The organism is Polyangium fumosum (assembly GCF_005144585.1).
Classification (GTDB): domain Bacteria; phylum Myxococcota_A; class Polyangia; order Polyangiales; family Polyangiaceae; genus Polyangium; species Polyangium fumosum.
On sequence record NZ_SSMQ01000016.1, the window covers coordinates 80570 to 102562 of the forward strand.

Here is a 21993-nt window from a genome sequence, read left to right on the forward strand (position 1 = left end):
AGCGTTTCCGCCGATGAAGACGATCCGGGAGGAAGGGGGGCGTCACCCTCTGCCGACCGGGGTCATCGCCTCGACGAGGACGTCGCACCCCTCCCCTGACAGGGGGCCGAGCCCTCGGCCAGCCTGTCGCAATCCTCTCCCAGCAGGGTCCGAGCCTTCGGCAAGGGGGACGCACCCCTCCCCGGACCGGGTCCGAGCTCTCTCCAGGCATGTTGCAGCCCACCCCCGACAGGGTCCGAGCTCTCGGCAAGGGGGCCGTGACCCTCTGCGGACAGGGGTCCGAGCCTCTGCGAGGAGGGTTGCGACCCTCTGCGGACAGGGTCCGAGCCTCTGCGAGGAGGGTTGCGACCCTCTGCGGACAGGGGTCCGAGCCTCTGCGAGAGTGTTACAGCCCACGCCCCCCAGGGTCCGAGCTCTCTCCAGACGTGTCGCGACCCTCCCCCGGCAGGGTCCGAGCCCTCTCCAGACGTGTCGCGACCCTCCCCCGGCAGGGTCCGCACCCTCGGCGAGGGGATCGTGACCCTCTGCGGACAGGCGTCGTCGCCTCTGCACAGCGGGTCGGGAAAGCTCGCGTCAGTCGCTCTCTGTGAACACGTACTCGTGCTGCGCATCGCGAATCTTCAGGGTTCTACGCCCCGCCTGCGCGGAGGCGACGAACTCGGGCGACCAGCTCGGCGCCATCGCGATGAACGTGATCGTCCCGTCGGGGTTCTTGCGCGATGCAATCGGCGCCTTCCACGTGCCGAAATCGAATGTCGCGCCGTCGCCCGTCTTGGTCACCCGGATCTCGCCGAGCACATCGCTGCGGTAACGCGACGCGAGCTTCTCGACCTCGCCCTGATCCGGCGGGATGGTCAGGAGCTTGCGCGAGGCTGCGATCCATTCCTGCGACGCCTTCGCGGAGACCACGACCGCGTCGTCTGCCTCGGGCCTGCCATCAAACAGCACCTCGAGCAGCTTGCGCGGGAATGCGTCCATCAGCACATTGCCGGAATCTGCGTTGGTGAGGATCACCGCCCCGACTCCGTGCTCCGGCAGCCATACCATGTTGCTGCGGTAGCCGCGCATCCGGCCGCCATGGAACACCATCGGCGTTCCCGAGGAGGTATCGACGTCGAGCCCCATTCCGTACCACGAGTCCTTGCCGGTCTTGACCTGCGGAGCTTGCCGCGCGGCCAGGACCGCCTCGGAGACGTAGCGCTTGCCGCCGGGCAGCGCGCCCTTGGCGAGCTCCATTTGCACGTATTTGAGGAGGTCTCGGACGGTGCTCCACGCACCACCGGCCGGACGCACCGCGCGGATCGGGTCGTTCAGCGCCATTGCAACCCGCGCGATCTTGCCGTCGACGTCGAACGCGTACGGCCGCGCGTAGTTGTCGCGCATCGCGACCTTGAAGTCGAGCGTCGTCCGCGTCATTCCGAGCGGCCCGAAGACGCGCGTCGCCATCACCTGATCGTAGGCGGCGCCGAGCTCGAGCTTGGGAAAGGCCACGTGGCCACCGACCAGCCCCGCCGCCGCGGCAATGGGGTTCGAATACTGGTACATCTCGCCAAACTTGCTCGTCGGCTGCATCCTGCTGAGAATCGTGAGCGCGAGCGCCGGCGTCGCGCCCGCGGGCCCGAGCAACCACTCGAGATCGTGGCGCGGCAGCCCCGTACATGCGCACAAGAGGTGCTTGACCTGGACCTTGCTCGTGGCGTCGGGGTCGCCGAGCTTGAACTCCGGCAAGAGCGTGGTGACCGGGGTCTCCCAGCTCAGCTTGCCCTCGTCGACCAGCTTCCCGAGCATCAGCGTGGTGAGCGACTTGGTGTTCGACGCGATGAGGTACGTCGTGTCCGCGTCGACCCTGGCCGGCTTGCCGAGCTCGCGGACGCCAAACCCGCCGGCGAACACGACCTCCCCGTCTTGCACCACGCCGATCGAAATGCCGGGGACGGAGAGCGTCTGCTGGGCCCGGGTGATGAACGCCTCGAGCTCGGCGACGCGCGCTGCATCGAGCTTATGCGCTTTGCGCCCCGCGAAGGTTTCGCGCACGTAGCCTTTCGGCAAGAACTGGTCGAGCAAAAGCGCGAGCTCAGCCTCGCGTTTCCCGGCCACCGCATTCGCCACGTCGTAGATCCGCACGGTCCACTGATCGCCATGCCGCATCGTCCGCGCGGTGACCGAACGAAGCTCGTTCGGCGAGGTCTGGTACGTGTACGTCCGCTGGTCCTGCCAGCCATTCTTGTTCTGCGTGGGCGTGGTCGACCTGAGCGGCCATTTCGCGTCCGGCCGATACGCGGCCCACGCCTCGGCGAGCGCGGCCTCCGCGTCCTTCGCCTGGGTGTCGACCAGCGCAATCCACGAGCCGCCCTCGGGGGCTTCGAGGATCACCGCATTGCCATTCTCGCGCAGCGACCAGCCCGCTGGCGCGATGAAGGTATGGCCGGCGGCCGTCTTGCTCGGCGTATCCGCGGAGAGCCTTTGCGCTGCGGCCGGTTGCACCGCGGCCGGTTGTACCGCGGCCGGTTGCGCCGCGACCGGCGCGGGTTGCTTCGTCACGGGAGCTTTCGGCGAAAGGTCCGGCGAAGTACAGCCGATGGCAGCGAGGAGGACGGTGACAAGGAGGGATCGCACGGGCGCCGAGCGTAGCACCGACGTTCCGAGATTGCAGAGGGCGGAATGCTGCTGCTCGGGGCGATCGTGGTGTGGCGGGGCGGCGCGCCGGGACGCGGCCGCTCAGATATTGATGCTCTGCGGGATCAGCGGGGGGTCCAGGTACGGATAGGGCCCCAGCCGGCTCGCATTGCGGTCCTCGATCACCGCGCTGATCTTCTTCAGCTCCTCCTGGAACGCGAGAAGGTGTGGCAAGACGCGCAGGTCGTGGAAGTGCAGCGGCCTGTAATCCCCGAGCTTCGTGTAATGGACCGAGCCCAGGAGCGTGAGGAAATCGAGCTGCGTGGCACCCATGTCCAGCGGCGGGAACTGATCCAGCAAGGGGTTTAGCGCCGCGTCCTCGCGTGACACCAGGGCGGCCCGGTAGCCAGCGCCCGGGGCGAGCGGGGTGAAGGTCATCAGCCCTCCCTGCGCGAAGTTCACGGCCGCGTGTTGCGCGCTGGCCGTGAACACCAGCATCGTCAGCGCCTCGACCAGGTACGAGACCGTGGTCAGCTTGCCGGCGACCCCACCCTCGCCAAACCCTTTCACCCGACCCCCGTCCTGGGCCACCAGCTCCGCGCTCCACGCCTGCAGGGCCGCGTCCGCCTGCACCTCCGCGTCTGATTTATAATGCACGCCCACGTAGCTGCGTACCCACTTCTCGATGGCGCCCCACACCAGCAGCGCGTCGTCCCGGTAGGGATACTCCAGCGCGGGATCGTTCACGTCGCGGCGGGCGAGGTCCTGCGGGAGCATGCCTTTGTTGAAATCGAAGTCCGGGTCCGCGATCAGCGAGGCCACGGCCACCGCGCGGCTCGCCTGGATGGTGCCGCCCAGCAGCTTGTCCACCTGATAACCCGGCGCGATGAGCGTGGACTGCGCCGCGTTGTTGATGAACAACGTGCCCTCGAAATGCGGGCGCAAGAGCAGGCTCACCGGGTGGTCGTTGGAGAGGTTCCGGTGGGTGGCGACGACGAAGGGCTCCACCAGGAGGTGCGTGTGCCCCAGGTGGGCGACCATCTCGTGATCATTAAAAGCCGCCACCTCCACGGCCGTCTTGGCCTGCAGCCAGGCCTCGCCGTCGGCGGGCGTGAAGAGGGGGAAGAGCGCGTCGTCCTGGCCCCAGCGGATACCGAGCGGCACGAGCCTGCGCCGCCCCTTGCCCCGGGGCAGACCGAAGAGCGCCCGGGGCGCGAAGCAGTACTTGGGCCCATCGGGGAAATTGCCGTTGACCACGCGCGTGAGCCGCGCATAGTCCGCGATGTAAAGCCGCCCCTCCGCGAGCGCCGCCTCCACCCCATCCCCATCGCCCAGCGAGGCCGCGAGCTCGGCGTCGGAAATGCCGAGCGTGCGCCGGGGATCCGTGACCTTCTGGAGGACCAGGGGATTGAACCCTGCCACCTGCATCCACGCGAACGTCGCGTCTTCTTGGAAGCTCTGGGCAGCCCACGGCAAGGGCAGCGTGACGAAGAGGTCCTGATAATCTTGCAGCGATTGGGGCCTGCCTTCGGGGTTGGCCCGCAGCGAATCCAGCACGAGCCTCAAGAGCTCCAGCGGATCCTTGATCTCCTGCTCGACGGCCTTGCTGGCGAGGCGCATGCAGAACGCGATGGCCTCGGCCGCGTCTTGCGCGGCGGCTTCCAGCCCCCCCTCGTTCGGGCTGATCTTGTCGATGATGGAGTGATCACTCGGGATGCGCGAGAGATCCACCTGCCCCAGGCCGAGGTGACCGAGATCGAGGATCTGCGCGCGCTCTGCCTCCGTCGTGGGGGGCTGCGCGCCGTTCGGCTGCTCGCTCAGGCCCTGCTTGACCTTCCAGGCGAGGCGGTTCTTCGCGATGAGCAGCACCTCCCAGGCGACTTTGATCCACCAAAGGACGGCAGGCTCTTGGCTCTTCGGCACGCTGTCGGCCATCGCCAGCGGCGGCACGTAGGTATAGTTGTACTGGTACGAAGCGCTGGACGCCGGAGAGCTCGGTTCCGTGGACATGACGGCTCCTCGGGGTGTGCGCGCGAAATGCGCGGCGGTCCCCCCACGCCATCATCGCCGAAGCGCGCGCCCGAAGCTATAGGCTCGTCAAGGGCAGGGCATGTACATCGACGCGCTCGCGCTCGTCGTCACGTACACCCGTACGCCCCCTCGTGTCGGTTCAGCGGGACACGGTTGTCCGCCGCGCGGGAAGCGTGTTACGCCCCCGAGGAGGAACCGGCGCCCGAGGGAAGCATTATCACGACATTCTCCAGCGGATATCCGGAGCCATTGGGCCTGGCGTCCTATTTGATGAGGCGAAACTCCGGACCTGCGCGCGAGCCTTCGTCCCGTCGGTGAACGTGCGGGAGTGCCGCGCTGCCACCGTCCTCCCGCCTCGCATGCTCTCCGCCCTGGACCTCGTGCTGGACCACTTCCAGGAGCTTTCTGCGGCCCCCTCTCGGATGCTCCACGGTCGGCTGTGCTGGAGACGGAAGCACAACGAGCCCCCACCGTGGCGGAATCTTCCCAAGGTTCCGCCCCGGCGCAGTAAAGTCACTCCCGTGAAGGCCGGATGGATCGGGGGGCGCCGCTTCGACCTCGTGTTTTTCTTCGGCAGCGCGCTCCTCGCCGCGCTCGTTGGGGCCTTCGCGCTCGCCGTCCCGGGGGCGGTGGTGCCGCTCTTCGTGGCCTTCCTCGTCCTCGTCGACGGCCCGCACCTCGTGGCGACCTGGGCCCGCACCTACCTCGACCCGGACTTCCGCGCGCGCCGCGGCCGCCTGCTCGCCCTGAGCCTCGCGTGGCTCCTGCCCGGCCTCGCCGCGTGGTCGATCTCCCGCGCCACGGGCCTGCGCGCCCCGATCGATCTTTTCCTCCTCGTCGCCGCCCTCTGGAGCTTTCACCATAACGTCCGGCAATCGTATGGTGTCCTCGCCATCTACCAGCACCACGCGCGCACCGCGCTCCCCGCGCGCAAGACCGATCGTCTCTTCTTGCACGGCGCCCTATGGCTCGCCTTTGGCCTTTTTTCCTTCGGTCACCCGCAAAATCGTGTCTTCCTCGGATTGCCCGCGGAGCCGCCGCGCCTCCTCGCCACGCTCGGCCTCGTCCTCCTCGGCCTGCTCCTCGTCGCGACGATCGTGTATGGCGTCTACCGTCGAACCCGCTTTCGCGGCGAGGACGAACGTCCGCTCCTGTATCTGCTCGGCCCCACCCTTGGCCTCCAGCTCTTCGCGCTTTTCGTCGTCGGCTCGTTCGAGCCGCTCGTCCCGCGCCCCGCGGATCCGGAGCAGGCGTTCATGGCGTCCACGGTCGTCGGGGGAATCGTGCACGGCGTGAATTACCTCGGCATCATCGCGGCCGTCTCCAGGCGCCGTTTCGAGGGCAGCGATGCGCGCACGCTCGTGGCGTCTTTCGGGCGTCGCCCGCTCGTGGCGTATGCCGCGTTCGTCCTCGTCTCGCTCGGTTACCTCGCGCTCAATGCGGCGCGCGGCGTCCTGCCGAGCCTCGCGCCCGTCTCAGGCGGGGCCGCGCTCCCCGAGCTTTTCCTCGTGCTTTACTGGGGCCTCTTCTTCCACCATTACTACATCGATCAAAAGATCTGGCACGTGCGCGAGGATCAAACGCTCCGGTTCGAGCTGGGGCTTGGGGGCGCCTCGTGACCGACGCCCGCCTTGCGCTCGTGCTCGGGGGCAGCGGCTACGTGGGCCGCGAGGTCGTGCGTGCGCTCGCAGCCGCGGGCGCCCGGGTCGCATTCACGTACCAGCGCGGCGCCGCCCTTTCGGAGACCCTCGCCGCCGAGACGGGCGCGCGCGCTTTCCAGACGAACCTCGCCGAACCCGCGTCAATCCGCGCGCTCTTCGACACGCTCCATGCGGAGGACGCCGCGCCCGATCTGCTCGTGCATGCCGCTGTCGTCTCCGGCACGGGCGCGCTCGCGGATGTCACGGACGCGCTCTGGGACGAGATGCACGCGGTCAACGTCCGCTCCGTGTACGTCGCGATGCAATCGTTCGCCGCGCGGCTCGGGGGCCGGCCCGGGGACGTGGTCCTGACGGCGGCGCTCGACGGCATCGCAAAAATCCCGACGGCGGTGCATTTCGCCGCCACGCAGTCCGCGCGGCTCGGCATGACACAGGCGCTCGCCAAGGAGCTTGGCCCGAAGGACGTCCGGGTGAACCTCGTCCTGCTCGGCGCGCTCGGCGGCGGCATCTCCGAGGGCCTCGATCCGGCGCGGCTCGCCGATTACAAACGGTACAGCGCGCTCCAGCGTGTCGGCACGCCCGGGGAGGCCGCGCGCGCCATCACGCGCCTCGCGCTCCACAATCGATGGATGACAGGCTCCGTCCTGCCCATCACGGGGGGCTTGTGACGCCGCGCTGGGTCGGGCTCCTGCTCCTCGTCGTCCTCGTCCTGCACGCGGTCGTCGCGAAAATGCCCTACGGGCTCCTGCCCGAGATGCTCTATGCCTGCCACGTGGCGACCGCCGTCCTCGCCGTCGGCGTGCTCCTCCGCAAGCCCGCGCTCGTGGTCTTCGGGTTTTCCTTCCATATCGGCGCCGGCCTCTGGGGATATCTCATCGACCTCTGCGAGACCCGCACGACGTCCTGGACCTCGGTCCTCGTGCACGTCGCGCCGCTCGTCGTCGGCGCGCGCGAGGTCCGCCGCTCGGGCCTGCCGCGCTGGGCGCCGTGGGCCTCGTTTGCCTTCCTCGCGTCGATGGTCGTGTTCGCGTATAACACGACGCCGCCTACGCTCAACGTGAACCTCGCGCACCGGCCCTTCCCGCCCGTCGCGCGGATCACCCCGGCCCTCTGGGCCACGTGGGTGACGAACCTCATCTTCGGGTTTTTCCTCATCTTCACGACCGATTTCGTGGTCCGGAAATGGCTGAAGCGGCAATGGCAGACGCAGCAAACGAAGGCGTGATCCTCGGCGCCACGACGGGCCTCTGCGGGGCGTGCAAGCGCGCCGTTCCGGCCGAGACCGTGCGCGTCTCCGGCAAGATCGTCCTGCGCAAGCGCTGCGAGCTGCACGGGCCGGAAGAGGTGCTCGTGTCGAGCTCCGCGGACTGGTACGAGGACACCGTCCGCCACACCTCCGTCCTCGCGCCCCCCGCCGCGCCGCGCCCTGTTTCCGCGGGTTGCCCCTACGATTGCGGCCCTTGCGAGCAGCACGAGCAACGCAATCACCTCCCGGTCATCCCGATCACCTCGAAGTGCGACCTCGATTGCCCGATCTGCTACACGCACAACAAAAACGAGGGCGCCTACCACATGTCCGAGGGCGAGCTCGCGGCCATTCTGCGCCACCTCGACCATGTCGCCCCGGATCGGCGTATCATCAACATTACCGGTGGTGAGCCCACGCAGCACCCCGATTTCGAGCGCCTCGTCGAGATGTGCGTCTCGGCCGGCGTCCGGCGCGTCACTGTCTCCACGCACGGCCTGCGTTTCCTCCGTGACGAGGCGTTGCTCGAGCGCCTCGCCCGTATCGACGCCCGCGTCATTCTCTCGTTCGACTCCTTCGAGGCCGAGGCCAACAAGAAGATGCTCGGCGGCCATCACCTGAACGCCAAGCTCAAGATCCTCGATCTGCTGGAGAAACACGGCGTGGCCACGACGCTCCTGCCCGTGCTCGCGCGCGGCGTGAACGACCACGAGGTCGCGGCGTTCATCGACCTCGCGCTCGCGAAGGATTTCATCCGCTCCGTCGAGTTCCACCCGATGACGTTCACGGGCCAGAGCGGCGCGAGCTTCGAGCGCAGCGCCCGCTACACGGCGTTCGACGCGCTCTCCGACATCGAGCGCCAATCGGGCGGCCGGCTCGCGGTCCGTGATTTCGTCCCTTCGCCGCTCGCGCACCCGCTCTGCTACCAGATCGCGTATCTGCTCCGCCTGAAGGACGGCCGCTGGCTGCCGTTCACCCGCTTCATGGGCCGCGAGGATCTCCGGAGCCTGCTCTCGCAGGAGCTTTACATCATGCCGGGCCCCGAGATGGAGCATATCCTCGTGGACGTGCTCAATCGCCTGTGGGCGGGGGACATCGACTGCGAGGAGACCGACGCGGTCCTCTCCGCCTTGAAGGACCTCGTCGAGCGCATGTTCGCGCCCGGCACCGACGAGGCCATCCGCATGCGTATCGCCGAGATGCACACGAAGGCCATTTACGTGCACACCCACATGGACGAGGAGAGCTTCGACACGGACCGCATTCGCCGCTGCTGCGTCGGCATGCCCGGCCCCGACGGCTCGAACGTCCCCTCCTGCGCCTACAACGTCCTCTACCGCGAGCGCGACGCGCGATTCTCCCCGCGTCCCGCGGCGCCGCTCGTGCAGCTCGGCCGGGGGAGGACACGATGAGCGGGCGGCTCGCGGGGAAACGTTGCCTGGTGACGGGCGGCTCGCGGAACCTCGGCCGCGCGATTGCATTGGCCTTCGCGCGGGAAGGGGCGCGCGTGGCGTTCACGTACCACACGCGGGAGGATGCGGCCGAGGAGACACGGGCGCTGCTCGAAGCCGCGGGCGCTTCGCCGCTCGTGCTCAAGGGCTCGGTCTCGGACGCGGCGCACGTGGCGGCGGCGGTGAAGGCGGTGGAGACGGCGTACGGCGGCATCGACGTGCTCGTGAACAATGCGGCGCTGACGCAGGTCCTTCCGATCGCGCTCCTCGAAGAGGCGGAGTGGGACGCGGCGATGGACACGAACGTGAAGGGGCCGTACCTGTTCTCGCGCGCGGCGCTGAAATCGATGATCCGCGCGAAGAAAGGCCACATCCTGAACGTGGGCTCGTTCGGCGCGGACCGCGTGCTCGACGCGCCGGTCCATTACGCGGCCTCGAAGGCGGCGCTCGTCGGGTTCTCCCTGGCGCTCGCGAAGGAGATCGGCCGGTATGGAATCGCGGTGAATTGCCTCGTCCCGGGCCTGCTCGAAACGGGATTGTCCGCGCGGCTGCCGAAGCACCGCGTCGAGAGTTACGTGGCGCAGGCGGCGCTGGGGAGGCTCGGGACGGTGGAGGAGGTCGCGGATCTCGCGGCGTGGCTGGTGTCGGACGAGAACTCGTTCATGACGGGCGGGCAGGTCGTGATCGACGGGGGGCTCTGAGTCGCCCCGTTCGTCACACCACCACGCCCCGTTTCTTCGCTTCCACCATGTTCACGAACGTCTGCACCGAGAAGAGCCCCAGGATCTGCACGGCCCGAAGCCCCGGCTCGATGCGGTCCTTCGCCTCCGGCATCAGCTCGCGCAGCCGTTCGAGGCCCTTGTCGCTGACGACGCCGCCCGGCGCGAACTCCTCGTCGCTCATGTCGCCGCGCGCGGCCTTTTGCATCTCGCCCCGCGTGATCTGGATGCCGAACGTCCGCTCGATCTTGAACACGATATCGAGGTAATCGAGCGACTCCGCGCCGAGGTCGGCCATGAGGAGCGACTCGTTCTTCACCGCGGCCGGATCGAGGGCGAGCGCTTCGGCGACGATGAGGCGGACTTGCGCGGCGATCTCGGGGTCGTTGGCTTCGGACATCGCGCGTGATCCTACAAGATCACCAGTCCCACATCAATCCGGGCGGCAGGGAATCCGAGACCCCCCGCCCGATCCGGTCGATCTCCGCGAGGTCCGAAGAGACGAGCGAGACGTCGCCGGCGCGCGCATTCTCCTTCGCCTGCGCCTCGTTCCTCGCGCCCACGATCGCGCACACGCCTTTTTGTGCGACGAGCCAGCCGAGCGCGAGATGGGCCAGCGTGACGCCGTTCCTCGCGGCGATCGGCCGGAGCGCATCGAGGGCCGCGAGCGCCTTCGTGAACGTCTCGCCCTTGAAGAGTCGGTTGTCCACGCGGTTGTCGCCCTCGGCGAAGACGTGCCCGCGCCCGAACTTGCCCGTGAGCAGCCCTTGGGCGAGCGGCGAATACGCGAGCACCGTGATCCCGTTCGCTTCGCAATACGAGAGCGTATCCTCCACCGCTTTCCGGAAGAACAGCGAATAACAAGGTTGCAAGCTGTCCACCGGGCCCACGCGGCGCGCGGCTTCGAGCTGCGATCGATCGAAGTTCGAGACGCCGATCGCCCGGATCTTCCCCTGCGCCTTCAAGTCCAGGAGCGCGCCCATCGTCTCCTCGATCGGCACCACCGCGCTGCCGAAGCTCCCGGCCGGCCAGTGGATCTGGTAGAGGTCGATCCGGTCCGTCCCGAGGTTTCGGAGCGATCGCTCGCACGCCTCGATCACCTTGGCGCGGCGCAGGTGGTTCCAGGACACCTTCGTCAAAATCACGATCCGCTCGCGCTCGCCTGCGAGTGCCTTCCCGAGGATACGCTCGCTGTGCCCGGCCCCGTATTCCTCGGCCGTGTCGAACGTCGTCACGCCCGCGTCGAGGGCCGCCCGGTGCGCGGCGATCTGCGCGGCGTCGTCGATGCCGACCCACGACGCCTTGCCCGCCTGCCAGCCGCCGAAGACGACGGCGCTCACGTCAATCGATGTCGTCCCGAGCTTTTTGTGCTTCATCGCCTTCGTGCTCCCGCGTGCTCGTGTGTTCGTCGATCCAGGCGAGGAACTCCGGCAGGCCCAGGGCGATCGGCGTCGCCACGATCTGCGGGAGTTCGTAGGAATGGTTCGCCCGGACGAAGGCAACGATCGCGTCCCAGAGCGCTGCGCGCGAGAAGAGCGTCACGCGGTGCTCGGGGTGCGCGTGGATCGCGCCTCTCCAGCGGTAATGGCTGGTCGTGATCGGCTCGACCTGGGCCGAGGCGGCGAGCCTCCGCGCGACGGCGGCCGCGCCGAGCGCCTCGGCCTCCTCGGCCGAGCGTGTCGTGATGTGGACGAGGATGTGGCCGGATCGCATGGCTCAGCCCCCGGAATTCGGATCCCAGCAAATGCCTTCGATGCAGTAGTTCGTGGCGCAGTCGGTCGGGACCACGCAAGGCGAGCCGACCCCGCAGCCGGCGCAGCCGCCGCCGCAATCCAGGTTCGTCTCGCCGTGGTTCTGCTGCCCGTCCGTGCAATGGTTGACGCAGGTCGTGCCCACGCAGACCATCGTCCCGCCGCCGCAATGGGCGGTCTCCAGGCAACCCACGCAAGTGCCATTCCCGTCGCAGACGCCGGCGGGACAGGCGGTCCCGGCATTCCGAGGCGCGCTCTGCGGGACGCCCTCCATGCACGCGGTCGCGAAGCACGGGGACGGGGGCGCGGGCGGGTCGGCCGCGAACACCGTGACGGCCACGCCATTCGCGCCGCAGGCGGGCGCCATGCAATCGCCCGGGGTCGGATCGGGCAAGGGGGTGCCGGGGGGCGAGGCGTTCGTCACGCAGATCCCTTGCTGGCACGTGATCGGCGCGCACGGGTGGGCCGGGCCGCTCTGGCACGCCATGTCGTCCATGCAGCCCAGGCATTTGCCCGCGCCGTCGCACCGGAGGAGCCCATCGAGCCCGCACGGTGAATCCGCGGGGCGCGGCGTATTTCGGGGCGTCGTGCCCTCGCAGGCGTCCTCCGTGCATTCGTTCACGTCGGAGAGGACGTCGTCCGGATCCAGCTCGGCCACGAGCTCGCCGTCCTTGCAGACCTCACGCTGGCAATCGGCGGGCGTCGTATCGTAGACCTCGCCCTCCTCGCAGGTCGCGAGGCGCAAATCCGACGCGATGCCGAGCACGACCTGGCAACCCCCGAGCACGCCGAGGGCGACGAGGGGCGCGAGGCGGAAGAAGCGGGGCCTCATGCTCATGCCTTGAAATAGGAATATTCGTCGGCCCGCGGCGCGAGCCTCCGCTCGAGCGACGCGAGCGTCTCTTTCGTCTGCGGCGTGAGCGCCCGGCCAATGCCGAGGTTCTGGCGCACCTCGGCCGGGCTCTTCATGCCCACGATGACCGTGTCCGCGAAATGGGCGCCATACCCGATGAGCTCCTCGGGCGTCGCCGCGCCGTCCGCGAGGATCCGCCCCGCAGCCATGACCTTCATGCCGATCACGCCCATGCCGCGCCGCCGCGCCTCGGGCACGACGGTCGTCAAAAACGGGAGCCGCGCCGGATCGGCCGGGTTCACCGCGCAAAGCACGGTGTCGAAATCGTACCGCTGCATGGCCTCGACGAGGATGGCCGGATCGTGGTGCCCGGTGATCCCGACGAACCGGATCCGGCCGTCCTTGCGAGCCGCCTCGACGGCCTGGATCGCGCCGCCCTTGCTGAAGATCTCGTCGAGATCCTCCCGCGTGCGCAGGTCGTGGAGCTGCCAGAGGTCGAGGCGGCTGGTCCCGAGCCGCTTGAGGCTCTCGTCGAGCAGGCGCAAGCTCGCGTCGCGGCCCCGCTCGTGGGTCTTCGAGGCGAGAAAGACCTGATCCCGCGCGCCGGACGGCGCCTGCCGGAACGCCTCGCCATAATAATCGAGCGAGCCCGCGTAGGCCGGCGCGGTGTCGCAATACCGGACCCCGAGGCGCAGGGCTTCGAGGATCATCGGCACAGCCTCATGCTCGCGGTTCCACGTCCGCAAGATCCCCTCGCCGCCGAGCGACACGGGCTCGACGGGCGCGCCCGTGCGTCCGAGCGTCCGCGTGGCCGAAGGCGCCGACGCCCCAGGCGCCGGCAGCGCCGCAGAGGCCGGCGGTGTCGCGCTCGTCTCGCCCGCGCCCGCCGTGGTCCCGCTGCTCGTGGTTTTGCAGCCCGCCGCTGCCGCCGCCGCGGCCACGAATTTGAGCACGCCCCGCCTCGAAAGCTCGTCCGCCATGGTTGCCCTCGCTCCACGAAAAGGATGGACCGGAACGACCGCCGCGGGAAGGCCTTCTCGACGGTCGAGGCCCCTCGCCGGGGTTTCACCCCGGGCCCGACCAGGGGCTCTTCGCCCCTGGACCCGAACCAGGGCACAGCCCTGGACCGAGGGTGCATCGACCGCGATGCGGTCGATGCAAAGGGGATGGGAGAGCGTTTTACTGGGAAAACCTGCGCACGACGTCGAAGAGGACCTCGGTCCCCCATTTCAACCCGTCGACCGGGATGCGCTCGTCGTGGCCGTGGAAGAGGTCGGCGAAACGCAGGCCCTTCGGCATCTTCACGGGGGAAAATCCGTACCATTTCGCGCCGAGCTGCGTGAAATACTTCGCGTCCGTGAAGCCCGGGATCATGTAGGGCACGACGGTGGCCCCAGGCTCGCGGTCGAGGATCGCCGCGCGGATCGTGCCAAAGAGCGGGGAATCGACGGGGTCGGTCGTGGTGGGCGGCGCGCTCTTCACGATCTCCAGGGAGACCTCGGGCCCGAGCACCGCGCCGAGCTCACGCAGGAAATCGGCCTCGGTTTGGCCGGGCAGCGTGCGCCCGTCGATCTCGGCCTCGGCGAAGCCGGGGATGACATTCACCTTCGTGCCCGCGCGCAAGATCGTCGGCGACGCCGTGTTCGAGAGCATCGCGCCGAAGCTCCGCGCGATCATACGATCGGGCAAGGCGCGCAGGACGTGCGGCGCGATCGCAGGGTGGAGGAGCCGGCGCAGGAGGGCGCGCAGCGGCGCGGGTTGCTTGGCCGCGAGGCCGTCCACGAAATCACGGACGTAGGGCGTGACGTGCACGGGCAGCGGCGTTTCGCCGAGCCGCGCGATGGCGTCCGCGAGCTTGATGACGGCCGAATCCTCGCGCGGCATCGAGCCGTGCCCGGGTTCGCCGCGGACACGCGCGCGCACCCAGCAGAGGCCCTTCTCCGCGACCTGGATCGGGTAAAACGTGGCCTTGCCGAGGTGCAGCGTGTAGCCGCCGCTCTCGCCGATCGCGTATTCGGCGCGCACGAGGTCGGGGTGGTTCTCGACGAGGAAGCGCGAGCCGTAGTCGCATCCCGCTTCCTCGTCCGCGACGGCCGCGAAGATGACGTCGCGGCGCAAGCGCGTCTTCTCGCGGGCGAGGCGCGTGAGGATCGCGACCGACATCGCGGCCATGTTCTTCATGTCGATCGCGCCGCGCCCCCAGAGGCAGCCGTCCGCGACGGCGCCCGAGAACGGCGGGTGTTTCCACGCCGAGGCCTCGGCCTCGACGACGTCGAGGTGCGCCGTGAGCAGGATCGGAGGCAGCTCGCCCGTGCCGCGCAGGCGCGCGACGACGTTCGCGCGCTCGGGCGCGCTCTCGAGGGTGATCGGTTCGAGCCCCGCGGCGGCGAGCTCGCCGGCGACGACCTCCGCCGCGGCGCGCTCGCGGCCCGGCGGGTTCGTGGTGTCGATGCGGAGGAGCGTCTGGCAGAGTCGGAACGCGTGCTCGCCAAGCTCACGATCGGGCGTTTGCGGGGAGGGATCCTGCGCGGAAGCGGACGTCATGGCGGTGCGCATCCTATCAACCACGCGGCGCGAGGGTAGGGCTTTCCGACGGCCGTCTTGCCGAGCGCCTGCAAGAGCGCGTATCCTCGAACGGTACGAGGCGCGAGATCATGCACGGCAAGAAATGGCGCATCAGCACGCTCTCGGACGTCGTATGGATCGTGCCGCGCCTCGGCGGCGGCGCCGTGCCCGAGGGCGCGTCGTCCGTCGCCCGGGGGCTCGCCGCCTGGTTCGTCGATGGCTGGTTCCCGGACGAACCCCGCGCGCACGCCCTCGTCGCCGACATCACGGCCTTCCTCGCGGGGCCGCTCGGCGCGCGGGAAGGAGCCTCGTTCGCCGCGCAGCGCGCGCGCGTCCGGCGGGCGTTCGAGGCGGGCGAGCTCCGCGCGTTCAAGATGGAGATGCAGTTCGTCCTCGCGGCGGGCGGCCGCAAGGAGGAGCCGAAGGGCGAGAAGGTCGCAGCACGGGAGGAAAAGACCTGGTTCGGCATCGAGCTCGTGGACGACGACGATCCGCCGAAGCCCGTGCCGTTCAAGCGATACCGCGTCGAGCTGCCGGACGGCGCGACGCGCGAGGGGATGCTCGACGCGGAGGGCCGGGCGCGCATCACGGGGATCGACCCGGGCCAATGCTCGGTCACGTTCCCCGATTTCCACGGCGAGGATTGGCGCCGGCTCTAGCCGGCAACGGAGACATGGGCGTGGGCAAGGAGCTCGTGCAGGTCGTGGAATTCGTTCGCGGGCGTGCCCGCGGGAGCGCCGTGGTGGAGCTGGCGCGGCTCAACTTGCTCGTCGGGCGCGCATTGTCGCGCAACGCCGAGTCGATCCCGGACGACCCGGAGCTCGTCGCGCGCGCGTGGGTCTGCGCGCGGGAGATCCTGGAACACGAAAGGAAGGCAAAACGATGAGCTTTCACCTCGCTCCGCAGGCGGACCTCGAGCGCGGCATCACCACGCTCGGCGGACGCCGTCTTGTGTTCCATTGTCACCATTACAACGTCTTCCTCCAGCGCACGATCGAGGACGCCCTGCAGGAGCGGGCGCCGAGGTTGCTCGTGGCGGCGGGGATGGAGGCCTCGCGCTCGATGCTGCAAGGGCGCGAAGGCGAGGCGCAGAGCGGCTCGGCCGCGCGCGTCTTGCAGCGCGCGGCGGACACGTTCGCGGCGCAAGGGTTTGGCCGGGTCGACGTCCGTCAGCTCGGCGAGGGCGGCGGGCAGGCGACGCTCGACCATTCACATTATGCGGTCGGCTGGGTCTCGCGCTGGGGCAAGCGGCCCGCGCCGGGGTGCTTCTTCGCCGCGGGGTTCCTCGCCGGCGCGGTCGCGGTCGCCTACCGCCTCGCGCCCGAGCGGGTCACGAGCCGGGAGGTCGAGTGCGTCGCCGCGGGGGATGAGCGGTGCTCCTTTCGCGTGGAGGTGTGGTGATGGCCATTGACGAGCGCGTCATCGTCGAGACCGTCACCGGAATGGGCCTCGCCGGCAACGAGGAGGGCCTCATCCCGGCGTTTGGTCTTTACCTGACGAACCATTACGCGGATTTCTACAACCGGATCTCGTTCGGCGTCCTCGGCGCGCTCGTCCGGGAAAACCCCGAGCTCACGGAGGACGCGGTCGCGCTTCTCACGGAAGCCGCGCATGTCTGCGCGTTCCACACGTTCGGCGGGATCATGTCGTCGGTCGAGTGGGACGCGCTCGTCCAGCCGATGATCGAGAGCCGCGAGGATTGGGTCCGCGGCATGATGGCGGTGGTGAACGCGTTCGGCTGGGGCCGTTTTCGCGTGGCCGAGCTCCTGCCCGACGAGCGGCTCGTCGTCGAGCTGCGCGATAGTTATGAGTCGTCCGGGTACCTCGAATCGTATCCGCGGACCGACGGGCCACGTTGCTTCCTGGCGAACGGCGGGATGGCGGGGCTCATGAACCTCGTCTACCAGGGCGACATCACGCGCAGGCCCGCGCTCACCGAGGAGCTTTATCGCGAGGTGTTCAGCGACCCGCGATCCTTCCGTTCCCGCGAGCGTCTTTGCGCCGCGAAGGGTGATTCGCACTGCGAGTTCGTCGTGGAGCGAATGCAGGGATGACAGCGGACGCCGGGCAAGACCGGCGGAGCGTCGCTTCGTACGGAGAGGTCCTCGACGTGGTCGACGTCGGCCGCGTGCGGCTCACGCGGCGTTACGGCTGCATCCGGCGGGATCAGTTCGAGATCGTGACGAAGGAGCCATTTCCTTCGGCGTTTCGCGATTGGATCGCGTCGCGCGGGGAGCTCCGCGAGCGGCCCACGTTTTACGTGATCGAGGCGCCGGGCGCATTTCAGCTCACGGTCGCGCCGCGCGCGGGCCGCGCGATTCTGATGCCTCGCCTTGCAACGGACCTCACGTGGCAAGCGCAAACCGCGCGCGAGATCGCCGAGGTCCTCGACGGCATGCTGAATCACGGCTCCTGCCTGGCAAACACGCGACAAGCGGGGTAGAAGGGCCAACGTGGACGTCGTGGACATGCAGTCGCGAATCGCGGCGCTCGAGGCGCGGCTCGCCGAGGAGATGCAGGCCCGGCAGCTCCTCGCCGAGGAGCTCGACCTGCTCCGGGCCGTGATCGACGAGATGCCCGTGGGCGTGATCGTCGAGGATACGTCGGGCCGGCGCCGCATGTACAACGCGCATATGCGGGCCATCGCGGGCGAGCCCGGGGCGCGGCGTGTATTCGTCTCGGATGGCGTGTCGCCGGCGCCCCCGGAGCGGGATCCGACGCGGCGGGCGCTCGGCGGCGAGGTGGTCGAGAACCTGGAGAGCCTGCTCGGCGCGACCGGCGAAGAGGGCCCCGGCACGTGGATCTCGCAGTCGTCGCGCCCGCTCTTCGGCGCGGACGGCGTGGTGCGCGCGGCGGTGACCGTGACCCGCGACGTGACCGAGCACAAGGACATCCTGCGCGAGCTCGACGAGGCGATCGTGGCGAGCGACGACGAGAAACGCGCGCTCATCGATCGGCTGGAGGCCGGGATTGACGCGCTCTCGACGCCCATCATCGAGGTATGGGAGGACGTGCTCGCGCTCCCTGTGATCGGCGCGGTGGACGATCGGCGCGGCGCGGAGATCACGTCGCGGCTGCTCGACGCGGTCGTCGCGAGGGGCTCGCGTTTCGTGATCATCGACTGGACCGGCGTCGATACGATGGACACGAACAGCGCGCGTCATTTGCTGGATCTCGTGCGCGCCGTGGAGCTCGTGGGCGCCGAGTGCATCCTGACCGGCATTCGCCCGGCCGTCGCCGTTTCTTTGCTCCACCTCGACGTGCGGTTCGAGCACCTCCGCCTGCTGCGGAGCGTGAAATACGGCCTGCGCCATTGCTTCGCGCGGCTCGGCCGCGGCGCCGGAATGCGCCGCCAGCGCAGCGCGGGATAAACCCCGCCGCCGGGCTCAGCGCAGCCGCGACGACGTGGGCGACGACGGGAGGGGCACACGCATGACGAAGACGGCGCCCTTGCCGGTCCCCTCGCTGTGCGCGGTGATGGTCCCGTGGTGCAGCTCGACCAGGTGCTTGACGATCGCGAGGCCGAGGCCGAGGCCGCCGTGCGCGCGGGTCATTCCGCTGTCGGCCTGCTTGAACTTGTCGAACACGTGCGGAAGGAATGCCGGCGGGATGCCTTGACCGTCATCCGTGACGGAGAGTTCGATCGACCCGTCCACGCGGCGCAGATGCACGCGCACCCAGCCGCCCTTCGGCGTGAACTTGATCGCGTTGCCGAGCAGGTTCGTCACGATCTGGAGCAGCCGGACCGGGTCCCCCTGGACGCGCTCCTGGGTCTCGATCTGGCCCTCGACGCGGATCGTCTTGGCCTCCGCCGCCGGGCGGACGGCTTCGATCGCCGCTTCGACGACGCCCGCGAGCTCGAGCGTCTGGATGCTGTTCAGGTGGAGTTTGCCCGCGACGATACGCGAGACGTCGAGCAAGTCCTCGATGAGCGCGACCTGCGCGCGGATGTTTCGCTCGACCGTGGCGAGCGCGCGCTCCCGCTTCTCGGCGGGGAGGATGTTGTCGCGGAGCATCGTCGTCCAGCCGAGCGAGGCATTGAGGGGGCTGCGCAGCTCGTGGCTCAGGAGGGCGAGAAACTCGTCTTTTGCGCGGTTCGCGGTCTCCGCCTCGGCGCGCGCGCTGGCCTCGGCGTCGTAGAGGCGCGCGCGCTCCATGGCCTGCGCGCAGAGGCGCGCGAGCGTCGTGAGCAACGCCCGGTCCGCCTCGCTGAACCCGCGGCGTTCGTCGAAGGCGAGGACCAGGGAGCCGAGCCCGCGCTCCTCGAAGAGCAGGGGGACGGCCGCCAGGGCCTCGTCGCCGGGAGAACGCAAAGGCGCGATCTCGGGATATCGCTCGGCCACCGCGGCGGCGGACTCGAAGTAGAGCGGGCGTCGCTCCCGGATCGCGTCCGTCATCGGGATCGGGTGGGAGAGCGGGACGCTCGCCCAGCGCGCGATCTGCGCCTCGTCGTAGCCGACCGTTTGCAAAAGCGTGGCCGTCTCTCCCTCCGAGAGCACGCCCAGGGCGGCCCGTTCGGCGCCGAGGAGCGCGCGACCCTGGCTCACCGCCACCTCGGCCACCTGCAGGCTCGTGTGCGCCTCCGAGAGGGCCGCGGCCACGCTCATCAGCCGGTGCAGGTTCTGGCGCTTGGCGGCGGCGCGCGCCTCGGCGGCGCGGAGGGCCGTCACGTCGACGACCGTCATGGCCACGCGCGCGACGCGTCCCTCCACGCGCACGGGAAAGTAACTCGTGAGCGAGTATTGATGGCTCGACCGTCCGGGGAGGGGCCGGGCGACCTCGAGGTTGAGCAGGGGCTCGCCCGTGTCGAAGACCCGCTCCAGGCGCTCGATGGTGGTGGCCGTCTCGGGGCCTTCGGGGAGCGTCTCGGCCAGCGTGCGCCCGACGTGCGCGTCGGCGGGCACGCCGTGCATCGCTGCGAGCGCCGCGTTGATGCGCTCGCAGCGCAGGTGCGCGTCGAAGATGGCGATGCCGATGGGCGCGCCCGCGACGACGGCGTCGAGCACGGCGGCGCTGCTCGCGGCCTCGGCCTGGGCGCGCTTTTCGCGGGCGACGAGGTCGGCCCGCTCCCGTTCGAAGAGCTCGGCCTCGCGGACGCGGAGGTTCTCGGCGCGGCGCCAGAGCTCGGCGAACGCGGCGACCTTGGCCCGCAGCACGTCCGGGTTGAAGGGTTTGGGCAGGTAGTCGACCGCGCCGTGCGCATACCCCTTGGCCTGGTAGGCGTCGTCGCGGTGGATCGCCGAGACGAAGATGATCGGGATGTCCCGCGTGCGTTCGAGCCTGCGGACCAGGTCGGCGGTCTCGAACCCGTCCATGTCCGGCATCTGGACGTCGAGCACGATGACCGCGAACTCGTTGCTCAAGAGCTGCCGGAGCGCGTCTCGGCCCGAGCTCGCGCGCATCAAATGCAGCCCGAGGGGCTCCAGCACGACTTCCAGGGCGAGCAGGTTCGCCGGGTGGTCGTCGACGAGGAGCACGCAGGGGACGGGGGGTGGTGTGGACGGCGGGCAGATGTCCTGGCTCATGAGGTCAGGGACGGCACACAGGGTGGGACGTCGTCGCAGCCCCGAGTGTAAAACATTTGTGAATTGGAACCGTTACGGATTCGAAAGAATCTTCATCGACCTCGGCTGTTGTTGGGCATGGTATGCCAATCCGCAGATGTTGGGTTTCGTCCGAGACGATGTGGCGTCGATGGAGGTGGGATCCTCCAAAATCCGAAGCGCCACGGGAGAATCCCGACCCATCACTGGGGCTGGGTCCGCATGGCTGGCCGTGCGTCCGTGGCTTATCGTCACTCCTGGAATGAAGGTGCTTCCCGTAGGTGACGGGTCTCTCACGAGTTTCCTCATGCGCGTTCTCGAGACGTCGCTGACAGGTCCGCTCGCGCACGCCTTTCGCTCCACACGTGTCCCCGATCCCGTGGTGCTGGTGTTGTGCAGGGAGGAGGGGCTGGACGCGGGGGACATCGAATGCGCCGTCGAGTCGACGGAGCGCGCCGCCAAGGTGCTCGTCGATATGGCCGCCGCGCGCGGGGACGACCGGCCCGCGCGGGTCGCTCGGGCACTCCGCACCATGGAAAGGCCCATCGGCTTCGTTCCGTGCGTCGCGGGGGCCGACGACAAGATCGTGCTCGTGCTCCTCGAGCAAGCCGCCCTCGAAAGCTTCCGTGGCAACAATGCTCCATGACAGGCCTGCTCGAACGCACGTGCCGAAAGGTTGTTCATGAGCAAGGAACCGAGACCCCATGACACCGCGCTCCCTCGTCCCCAGCATCCTGCTCGTCGATGACCATCCCTCGAACCTGCTCGCCCTGGAGGCCGTGCTCGAACCGCTCGGGATGCACCTCGTGCGGGCGAGCTCGGGCAAGGAGGCGCTGACGCACCTGCTCCGCGAGGAGTTCGCGGCCATCGTGCTCGACGTCCAGATGCCGGACATGGACGGATTCGAGGTCGCCGCGCTGATCCGCAGGCGCGAGCGCACGAAAGAAGTGCCGATCATCTTCATCTCGGCGATCCACCGCGACGACAGCTATCAAGCCAAAGGATATGCGCACGGCGCGTTGGATTACTTGCCCAAGCCGTTCAGCCCCGACGTGCTTCGCGCGAAGGTCTCGGCGCTGGCCGACCTCTGGCGCCGCGGCGAGGTCAATCGCATGCGCGAGGCCATGCAATTCGAGCGGGAGCGTGTCGAGCTCGTCGCCCGCGAGCGGCGCGCGCAGACCGAGGCCACGAGGAGCGCGTCGGTGCTCGACGTGGTGGTCGGGCGATCGCCGATCGGCATCGCCGTCGTCGACGCGGACCTGCGTTGCGAGCGCATCAATGTCCCCTTCGCCGCGGCGAGGAGCGGCGCGCCCGCGGAGGCCCCCCTCGGCCTCCCGCTGGCCGAGATCCTCCCCGAGGGAGCGGACACGGTCCTGCTCGCCGAGCGCGTTCGGCAGGTCTTCGCCACGGGCGAGCCGCTCTTGAACGTGGAGGTCGGCTGGCAGGCGGACCGCCGCGCGCTCGCGAGTTGTTATCCGGTGTGCGTGGAGGGCCGCGTCGAGCGGGTCGCGCTGATGGTGGTCGAGGCGACGCGCGAACGCGCCGAGGATTGAAGCG

Annotated in this window: 22 protein-coding genes; 13 read left to right on the top strand and 9 right to left on the bottom strand. The window is 69.1% G+C overall.

What is annotated here, in order from left to right; all coding sequences use genetic code 11:
* Positions 1–573: 573 nt before the first annotated feature.
* Together E8A74_RS17325 and E8A74_RS17330 are read right to left on the bottom strand one after the other, a co-directional pair.
* The gene (locus E8A74_RS17325; RefSeq protein ID WP_211365386.1) at positions 574–2616 is read right to left on the bottom strand and encodes a serine hydrolase domain-containing protein; all 2043 of its coding nucleotides are present in this window, start codon (positions 2614–2616) and stop codon (positions 574–576) included.
* Positions 2617–2718: 102 nt separating this feature from the next.
* Complete coding sequence (locus E8A74_RS17330; protein ID WP_136930124.1) at positions 2719–4626, bottom strand: lipoxygenase family protein; 1908 nt, start codon at positions 4624–4626, stop codon at positions 2719–2721.
* 542 nt (positions 4627–5168) lie between these two features.
* On the opposite strand from E8A74_RS17330, the gene E8A74_RS52350 reads away from it, so the two are divergent.
* Genes E8A74_RS52350 through E8A74_RS17350 form a run of 5 tightly spaced genes read left to right on the top strand, consistent with a single transcriptional unit; the run spans position 5169 to position 9706 of the window.
* On the top strand, positions 5169–6266 hold the full coding sequence (locus E8A74_RS52350) for a hypothetical protein (protein WP_170229189.1): 1098 nt from the start codon (positions 5169–5171) through the stop codon (positions 6264–6266).
* A complete protein-coding gene (locus E8A74_RS52355; RefSeq protein ID WP_170229190.1) occupies positions 6263–6976 on the top strand; it encodes an SDR family NAD(P)-dependent oxidoreductase in 714 nt (237 codons plus the stop codon). The genes E8A74_RS52350 and E8A74_RS52355 overlap by 4 nt, the downstream gene beginning before the upstream one ends.
* A complete protein-coding gene (locus E8A74_RS17340; protein ID WP_170229191.1) occupies positions 6973–7533 on the top strand; it encodes a hypothetical protein in 561 nt (186 codons plus the stop codon). The genes E8A74_RS52355 and E8A74_RS17340 overlap by 4 nt, the downstream gene beginning before the upstream one ends.
* A complete protein-coding gene (locus E8A74_RS17345; RefSeq protein ID WP_136930126.1) occupies positions 7506–8966 on the top strand; it encodes a radical SAM protein in 1461 nt (486 codons plus the stop codon). The genes E8A74_RS17340 and E8A74_RS17345 overlap by 28 nt, the downstream gene beginning before the upstream one ends.
* Positions 8963–9706, top strand: a complete 744-nt coding sequence (locus tag E8A74_RS17350; protein WP_136930127.1) for an SDR family NAD(P)-dependent oxidoreductase — start codon at positions 8963–8965, stop codon at positions 9704–9706. The genes E8A74_RS17345 and E8A74_RS17350 overlap by 4 nt, the downstream gene beginning before the upstream one ends.
* 13 nt (positions 9707–9719) lie before the next feature.
* Here the strand turns inward: E8A74_RS17350 and E8A74_RS17355 are convergent, their stop codons facing one another.
* The 6 genes from E8A74_RS17355 to E8A74_RS17380 all read right to left on the bottom strand — a co-directional run bounded on the left by E8A74_RS17355 (position 9720) and on the right by E8A74_RS17380 (position 14872).
* Positions 9720–10124: a phosphopantetheine-binding protein gene (locus tag E8A74_RS17355; protein WP_136930128.1), complete on the bottom strand. Its 405-nt coding sequence runs from the start codon at positions 10122–10124 to the stop codon at positions 9720–9722.
* Positions 10125–10143: 19 nt separating this feature from the next.
* Positions 10144–11100: an aldo/keto reductase gene (locus E8A74_RS17360; protein ID WP_136930129.1), complete on the bottom strand. Its 957-nt coding sequence runs from the start codon at positions 11098–11100 to the stop codon at positions 10144–10146.
* Positions 11066–11437: a divalent-cation tolerance protein CutA gene (gene cutA / locus E8A74_RS17365; protein ID WP_136930130.1), complete on the bottom strand. Its 372-nt coding sequence runs from the start codon at positions 11435–11437 to the stop codon at positions 11066–11068. The genes E8A74_RS17360 and cutA overlap by 35 nt, the downstream gene beginning before the upstream one ends.
* A 3-nt stretch (positions 11438–11440) precedes the next feature.
* Positions 11441–12313, bottom strand: coding sequence for a hypothetical protein (locus E8A74_RS17370; protein WP_136930131.1), 873 nt, complete (start codon positions 12311–12313; stop codon positions 11441–11443).
* Positions 12310–13308 (bottom strand): aldo/keto reductase, encoded by a 999-nt coding sequence (locus tag E8A74_RS17375; protein WP_136930132.1) that lies wholly within the window; start codon positions 13306–13308, stop codon positions 12310–12312. Before E8A74_RS17375 ends, E8A74_RS17370 begins: the two co-directional genes overlap by 4 nt.
* Positions 13309–13507: 199 nt before the next feature.
* On the bottom strand, positions 13508–14872 hold the full coding sequence (locus tag E8A74_RS17380) for a M20/M25/M40 family metallo-hydrolase (protein WP_136930133.1): 1365 nt from the start codon (positions 14870–14872) through the stop codon (positions 13508–13510).
* 110 nt (positions 14873–14982) lie between these two features.
* Here E8A74_RS17380 and E8A74_RS17385 point away from each other — a divergent pair, with 110 nt between their 5' ends.
* Genes E8A74_RS17385 through E8A74_RS17410 form a run of 6 tightly spaced genes read left to right on the top strand, consistent with a single transcriptional unit; the run spans position 14983 to position 18264 of the window.
* Complete coding sequence (locus E8A74_RS17385) at positions 14983–15552, top strand: carboxypeptidase regulatory-like domain-containing protein (protein WP_136930134.1); 570 nt, start codon at positions 14983–14985, stop codon at positions 15550–15552.
* Positions 15553–15572: 20 nt separating this feature from the next.
* A complete protein-coding gene (locus tag E8A74_RS17390) occupies positions 15573–15779 on the top strand; it encodes a hypothetical protein (protein ID WP_170229192.1) in 207 nt (68 codons plus the stop codon).
* Positions 15776–16294, top strand: coding sequence for a V4R domain-containing protein (locus E8A74_RS17395; protein ID WP_136930136.1), 519 nt, complete (start codon positions 15776–15778; stop codon positions 16292–16294). Before E8A74_RS17390 ends, E8A74_RS17395 begins: the two co-directional genes overlap by 4 nt.
* The gene (locus E8A74_RS17400) at positions 16294–16947 is read left to right on the top strand and encodes a V4R domain-containing protein (RefSeq protein ID WP_136930137.1); all 654 of its coding nucleotides are present in this window, start codon (positions 16294–16296) and stop codon (positions 16945–16947) included. Before E8A74_RS17395 ends, E8A74_RS17400 begins: the two co-directional genes overlap by 1 nt.
* A complete protein-coding gene (locus E8A74_RS17405; RefSeq protein ID WP_136930138.1) occupies positions 16944–17336 on the top strand; it encodes a hypothetical protein in 393 nt (130 codons plus the stop codon). The genes E8A74_RS17400 and E8A74_RS17405 overlap by 4 nt, the downstream gene beginning before the upstream one ends.
* Before the next feature lie 10 nt (positions 17337–17346).
* On the top strand, positions 17347–18264 hold the full coding sequence (locus E8A74_RS17410; RefSeq protein WP_136930139.1) for an STAS domain-containing protein: 918 nt from the start codon (positions 17347–17349) through the stop codon (positions 18262–18264).
* A 15-nt stretch (positions 18265–18279) separates the two neighbouring features.
* On the opposite strand, the gene E8A74_RS17415 is transcribed toward E8A74_RS17410, so the two are convergent.
* A complete protein-coding gene (locus tag E8A74_RS17415) occupies positions 18280–20418 on the bottom strand; it encodes a hybrid sensor histidine kinase/response regulator (protein WP_136930140.1) in 2139 nt (712 codons plus the stop codon).
* 325 nt (positions 20419–20743) lie between these two features.
* On the opposite strand from E8A74_RS17415, the gene E8A74_RS17420 reads away from it, so the two are divergent.
* Both E8A74_RS17420 and E8A74_RS52360 read left to right on the top strand, forming a co-directional pair.
* On the top strand, positions 20744–21082 hold the full coding sequence (locus E8A74_RS17420; RefSeq protein ID WP_136930141.1) for a hypothetical protein: 339 nt from the start codon (positions 20744–20746) through the stop codon (positions 21080–21082).
* A gap of 58 nt (positions 21083–21140) precedes the next feature.
* Entirely contained in the window at positions 21141–21989 is an 849-nt protein-coding gene (locus tag E8A74_RS52360; protein ID WP_170229193.1) for a response regulator, read from the top strand.
* Positions 21990–21993 lie beyond the last annotated feature (4 nt).